Annotated in this window: 6 protein-coding genes; 1 reads left to right on the plus strand and 5 read right to left on the minus strand. The window is 68.4% G+C overall.

Features of this window, described 5'->3' with window-relative positions; all coding sequences use genetic code 11:
* Positions 1 to 404 precede the first annotated feature (404 nt).
* Positions 405 to 746, plus strand: a complete 342-nt coding sequence (locus D7Y13_RS12990; RefSeq protein WP_120531793.1) for a hypothetical protein — start codon at positions 405 to 407, stop codon at positions 744 to 746.
* Positions 747 to 758: 12 nt separating this feature from the next.
* Here D7Y13_RS12990 and D7Y13_RS12995 read toward each other — a convergent pair whose 3' ends face one another.
* Genes D7Y13_RS12995 through mreC form a run of 5 tightly spaced genes read right to left on the minus strand, consistent with a single transcriptional unit; the run spans position 759 to position 5,980 of the window.
* The gene (locus D7Y13_RS12995) at positions 759 to 1,409 is read right to left on the minus strand and encodes a PilZ domain-containing protein (protein ID WP_120582756.1); all 651 of its coding nucleotides are present in this window, start codon (positions 1,407 to 1,409) and stop codon (positions 759 to 761) included.
* A gap of 18 nt (positions 1,410 to 1,427) precedes the next feature.
* The gene (rodA, locus tag D7Y13_RS13000; protein ID WP_199732696.1) at positions 1,428 to 2,555 is read right to left on the minus strand and encodes a rod shape-determining protein RodA; all 1,128 of its coding nucleotides are present in this window, start codon (positions 2,553 to 2,555) and stop codon (positions 1,428 to 1,430) included.
* 7 nt (positions 2,556 to 2,562) lie between these two features.
* Entirely contained in the window at positions 2,563 to 4,623 is a 2,061-nt protein-coding gene (gene mrdA / locus D7Y13_RS13005) for a penicillin-binding protein 2 (protein ID WP_120582758.1), read from the minus strand.
* Positions 4,620 to 5,120, minus strand: a complete 501-nt coding sequence (locus D7Y13_RS13010) for a hypothetical protein (protein ID WP_120582759.1) — start codon at positions 5,118 to 5,120, stop codon at positions 4,620 to 4,622. Before D7Y13_RS13010 ends, mrdA begins: the two co-directional genes overlap by 4 nt.
* Positions 5,117 to 5,980: a rod shape-determining protein MreC gene (mreC, locus tag D7Y13_RS13015; protein ID WP_120582760.1), complete on the minus strand. Its 864-nt coding sequence runs from the start codon at positions 5,978 to 5,980 to the stop codon at positions 5,117 to 5,119. The genes D7Y13_RS13010 and mreC overlap by 4 nt, the downstream gene beginning before the upstream one ends.
* Between the last annotated feature and the right edge of the window lie 20 nt (positions 5,981 to 6,000).

The raw sequence follows: 6,000 nt of genomic DNA on the forward strand, positions 1-6,000 counted from the left end.
GTCCCCTCCCACCGATGACGCACCTGGTCCTCCACCAGGCTTCGCGCGCGGTGCGAGGGGACGTTTCATGTCCGGCGCCCCTTTGTGCATCCCGGCAGAAGACACCCGGCTGTGACACGGTGCGCGTTCGATATGTCTGTAGAAAGACAACTCACCGCGACGGTAAGGGCTTTCACGTACCGGGTGCCAAACGCCCCTCACGGTTGCCGTTTCTCTGGTGTTGAGACAAATGCCCTGGCAGGACGGTGGGACGATCCTCCCGTCATGTTTTGTTCAACAGACATTGAAACTGCATTGCGAGTCAAACAAGACCCTGACGTGTCTTGTTGACAGAGTTCGCCACACCAGACAGAAGACAAAAGTACACGCCTGTCTTGATTGGCGAGTTTCAACAGGAGTTCTTCATGGCACGCCTTCGCAAAGAATTGACCTCGCAAGCGCCGCTGACCCCTGCCCTGACGTCGTGGGCGGAGGCGTTGGGTGACGCCATCGGCCGCGGCATGCTGCGCGCGCTGAACACGGGGATGCCGGGAATGGGCAGCGTGGCGCCGTCGCCGGGCAATGGCGCGGTGATGGCGGGCCGCCGCCGGGGCCGTCCGCCGAAGACGGTCGCGGGCGGGCCGGTGCCCATGGATCGCCGCTGCACGGTGAATGGCTGCACCCGCGAGCAGCGCTCCAAGGGCCTGTGCTCCGCGCACTACCAGGCCGAGCGTCGGCGGCAGATCGCCACCGGCAAGCCCGCCTGAGCCTCCTGGGACCTACTCACCGCGCCAGGGGTCTCCAGGCGTGGTGGCCTTGAGCAGCTCCCAGGCCGCCATCACGTCGATGACCCGCTCCAGCTCATTGGGCAGGGAGCGGGCGCGGGCGGATTTGAGATAGTCCTCCGTGAAGGCACGCAGGCGCGCGCCCAGGAAGAGCCGGGCCAGCGCCACCTCTGTCTGACCGGAGAAGTCCAGGAAGCGCAGGGCGAAGCCACTCTTGCCCTCCTCCTCCGGTCCCCGCTCCTCCCGGACGATCTCCGCGCGGGTCTCCACGGGCGCCGCGCCTTCCTCCAGGGCGAAGCGCGCGCGCACCACGGTGCCCATGGGCAGGAAGAACGTGCTCGCCAGGAACGCGCCGCTGACGCTCACGTTGATGGAGACGAGGTTGGCGGAGAAGCGCCGGCCCCCTTCCCCATCATCCATCCAGAGGTCGAAGTGGGTGGCCAGCTTCGCGCGCGGGAAGTGCCGGTGCTCCGGCTCGCCCTGATTCATCTCGATGCGCGGGGCCACGCCGGGCGTGGGCACGACGCGTGAGGCCCCCAGGCCGGCCCCGACTCCCACGGGCGGGACATACGCGCGCGGCGCCACCGCGCCCTCCAGCTCCCGGACCTCGGAGCTGGCCTTCACGGCACCCTTCCTCTGCACCATCGAAGCCTCCGGCCGTCGTCAGAACATGTGACGGCGCATGCTGATGTTCACCAGCAGCCCGATGCACAGCATCACCGACAGCATCGAGGAGCCGCCATAGCTCATGAGGGGCAGCGTGATGCCCGTCACCGGCAACAGGCCAATGACCATGCCGATGTTTTCGAACACCTGCCAGAAAAGTGTGGCCACCACCCCTACGGCAACGAACGCTCCAAAACGATCCCGCGCGCTGAAGCCCACCCCCAGCCCGAGGATGAAGATGCCGCCGTAGAGCAGCAAGAGCAGCAAGCATGAGAAGAAGCCGTGCTCCTCGGCCCACACGGAAAAGATGAAGTCCGTGTGCTGTTCCGGCAGGAAACGCAGACCTGTCTGGGTTCCTTCGCGCCAGCCCTTGCCGGTGAGGCCGCCGCTGCCCACGGCAATCTTGGATTGCGCGGCGTGGTAGCCGGAGCCGCGCAGGTCCGCCTCGGGATCCAACCATCCGGAGATGCGCTGGCTCTGGTGCTTCTTCAGGTGGTGGCGCACGACGGTGGAGCGCGGTTCGGGCATCTCCCGCACGTAGTCGTTCCAGATGATGAGGCCGCCCACCAGCACGCCCAGCACCAGCGTGCCGGCCAGATACCAGCGCACCTTGCCGAAGAGGATGACGGTGCCGGAGGACAGGAAGATCATCAGCGCCGTGCCCAGGTCCGGCTGCACCAGCACCAGCACGAAGGGCACCATCACCACCAGCACCGGCTTCCACAGGCGCATGAGCCCGTAGGACGGTTGGTTGGGCTGGAAGTCGTCGTGGTAGACCTTGGCGAGCATCAGCACGACGCCAATCTTCATGAACTCCGCGGGCTGCAGGCGGAACGGGCCGATGACGAACCAGCTCTCCGCGCCCTTCGCCGTGTGGCCGAAGACGCGCAGCGCCAGCAGCGCCAGGATGTTGGCCACGTAGATGGGAAAGGCCATCCGCTGGATCCAGCGGTAGTCCACGAGGCACACCATCAGCACCGCGCCCAGGCCCACGGCCAGGTAGAGCGCCTGGCTCGTCCAGACGGGCGCCATGGGGGGCCGGGACGCGGACGCCAGGTTCCAGATGCCCAGCAGGCACACGCCCAGGACGCAGATGACGAGCCCCCACGGCACGTGGGGCATCATCCGGCGCTCAATCCGAAGTTGCACTGTCGTCTCCGGTCTCAGAGGGCGGCTGCATGGGCTCCCCCGGCAGGTTCACCCGGGGCGGCGGCACCACGCTGCGCGTGAGCGCGGTGGGGTCCAGGGTGGGCACCGGGGGCAGCGACGGCGTGTAGGGCTGGTTGGCGCGAGGCAGGGGTGACGTGGCGTCCTCCGCCTTCAGTTCGAAGTACTTCTTCATCACGGCCATCGCCGTGGGCGCCGCGTCCACGCCGCCGTGGCCGCCGTGCTCGTTGAGCACCACCACGGCCAGCTCCGGCTTGTCCGCCGGGGCGAAGCCCGCGAACCACGCGTGGTCGCGCTCGAAGTAGCTCATCTGGTGCGTCTTCAGACGGATGGCGCCAATGCGCGCCACCTGCGCGGTGCCCGTCTTCGCCGCGACGTGCATCTCCGGCGGCAGGCCCGACTTCATCTTCGCGCGGTACGCGGTGCCACCGGGCTCCTGCGCCACCGCGACGAGTCCCTCCACGATGGCCTTCAGGTGCGCGGGGTTCATGTCCACGCGGCTGACCACCTCCGGCTTGAACTCCTCCATCACCTGGCCGTCCAGGTTCTCCAGCCGCTGAACCATCTGCGGCTTGTAGAGCTTCCCGCCGTTGGCGATCGCCGCGTACACCAGCGCGAGCTGAAGCGGCGTCACGTTGTCGTCGCCCTGGCCGATGGCGCTGTTGAGCGCCATGCCCTTGGTGTAGCCGCCGGGGGACGCTTTGTCGTGGTACGCGCTGGAGGGCATGATGCCGGGCACCTCCGCCACCACGCCGATGCCGGTGGGACGCCCCAGGCCCAGCGACTTGCCCATCTCCGCGATGGGGTCCAGGCCGATGGTGTCCGCGACCTTGTAGAACCACGAGTCGCACGACGCCTTCATCGCGCCCTTGCCGTCCAGGGGCCCGTGGCCGCTGTCCTTGTGGCAGCGCCAGACGCGCGCGCCCAGCCGGTAGCCGCCGGAACACTGCACCACCGTCTCCGGGCGGAACACGCCGGACTTGAAGGCGGCCAGTTGGGTCACGACCTTGAACGTGGAGCCCGGGCTGTAGTGCTCGGCCGCCACGCGGTTGATCATCGGGTGGAGCGGGTCTCTTGCCAGCGTGGCCATCTGCGACGGCGTCACGCGGCCCGTCAGCAAGTTGGGGTCGAAGCCAGGGCGGGACACCAGCGCCTTGATGAAGCCGGTGTTCACGTCGATGGCCACCACCGCGCCCGTCACGCCCGGGAAGGAGCGCTCCGCCGCCTCCTGCAGGCGCATGTCCAGCGAGAGCACCAGGTTGCCGCCGGCCGTGGGCGGAATCACCGAGTTCTCCCCCAGCTTCTCGTTGAGCTCCCGAATGGTCTGGCCGCGCGCGTTCACCACTTCCTTGCGCACGCCGTCCTGGCCCCGCAGCTTGGATTCGAAGTAGCGCTCCAGGCCCCGCCGGCCGATGTAGTCCCCCAGCGCGTACTTCGCGCCGTCCCCGTTGAGGCGCTCCAGCTCCTCCTGGGTGATTTCGTTCATGTAGCCCAGCACGTGCGACAGCACCGTGTCCGCGCGGTAGTTGCGGTGCGGCACGGGCACCACCTCCACGCCGTCCAGGATGTCGCGCCGGGCGTTGAGCCGGTCGTACTCGTCGCGCGTCAGGTCCACCCGCACGGGCACCGGCATGAAGGGCGCGTTCCTGCGGCTTGCGCGCACCAGGTCTTCAATCTTCTTGCGCTGCTCGGGATCCCACTGGAGCAGCTCGCCCAGGCGCGGAATCACCTGCTCGAAGCAGTCCGTGCAGAAGGCGGGCGTGACGAACGCGTCGAAGGACGGACGGCTGTCCACCAGGATGGTGCCGCGCGCGTCCTTGATGACGCCACGGTCCGCGCGCAGACGCACCTCCTTCACGAAGTTCGCCACGCTCTTGGCGGCGTACTCCTCATGCCGGATGAGCTGCAGGCGGTAGAGCTGGATGGCCAGCGCCACGATGCCCAGCGACATCGCCAGGCCCAGCCACAGGAAGCGGCGCTTCAGGTCGCGCCCCGGGGTGGTGTTGCCAATCGTCGGAGGCGTCAACGGAGCAACCCCGCCGGCCGCTCCTGGGCCACTTCAAAGCGCTTGAAGAGCGGGAAGAGCACCAGCGCCGCCAGCCCCGTGAGCGCCAGCTGCACCGGCATCCCCGCGAACAGCGGCGCCGTGGAGCCCTCCTTCACCGTGAGCCAGGTGAAGAACGTGGACAGGAGCGCATGTCCCAGGTCCGCGCCCATGGCGAACAGCGCGAAGGCCACCGGGCCGCGCACATCCACGAACGACGCCACCAGCCGGCCCACCAGGAAGGTGAACACCGCCAGGAACGTGAACAGGCCGGTGGGCTGGCCGCTCATCAGGTCCAGGAGGTAGCCCACCGCGAAGGCGGAGCACGCGCCCTCCGTGAGCGTCGCGCGCAGCGCGAGGAAGGCCACCAGCACCACCGTGACGTCCACGCGGCCCAGCACCAGCCCCGCCTGCTGGACGAACACCGACTCCAATGTGAGCAACGCCAGCGCGAGGGCCACTGTCACCAGGAACTTCATTTCTGCGCGCCTTCCGCCGAGGCCCCACCGGAGCCCATCTCACTGTAGGGACTGCCTACCACGAGCACCTCCTCCAGACGGCTGGTGTCCACCGCCGGCTGGATGTCCGCCCCCTGGAACATGCCGTGCTCCTTCTTCTCCAGCTGCGTCACCCGCCCCACCACCAGCCCCGGCGGATAGATGCCGTCCGTGCCGGCGGTGATGATGAGGTCGCCGTTCTCCACGTCCTCCGTGCGCAGCATGTTCTCCAGGTTCAGGGGGCCGTTGCCCGCGCCCGCCGCGGTGCCGCGCGCCCGCGAGCGCTGCACCCGCACCGCCACCCGGCTCTGCGGGTCCGTCACCAGCGCCACGTCCGCGTAGCCGCCCGTGGACCGGATGACCTGCCCCACGATGCCGTCCGGCGTCACCACCGACATGCCCCGGAACACCCCGTCCTTCTCCCCGCTGCTGATCCGCACCGACAAGAGCTTCGCCACCGGGTTGACGCCCACCACCCGGGCCGGAATCTCCGGGCCCGGCGCCGCCTCTGAATAGGACAAGAGCTTGCGCAGCCGCCCGTTCTCAGACCGCGTCTCCCCCAGCACCTGCACCGTGGCCCTCAACTGGAGGTTCTCCAGCCGCAGCGCGTCATTGTCCTGGCGCACGCCGCGCAGGTCCAGGTAGTTGCGCACCGTTGCGACAATGCCCTCGATGCCGGCGGTGAGGCCCTGCTGCACGGGCGCCGTCAGGGCGATGACGCCCCGGTCGATGAAATTAGGATCCCTGCCCCGCCGCCCGCCCAGCAAAAAGGCGCCGAGCGGATACAGGAGGAGGGCGACCACGAGAAGGAAGCGGCGGTACCGCTTGAGAAGAGACAGCACGGACGGGGGCTTTCCCGGGG

Origin of the sequence: Corallococcus praedator, from assembly GCF_003612125.1 — a bacterium.
GTDB classification, from domain to species: domain Bacteria; phylum Myxococcota; class Myxococcia; order Myxococcales; family Myxococcaceae; genus Corallococcus; species Corallococcus praedator.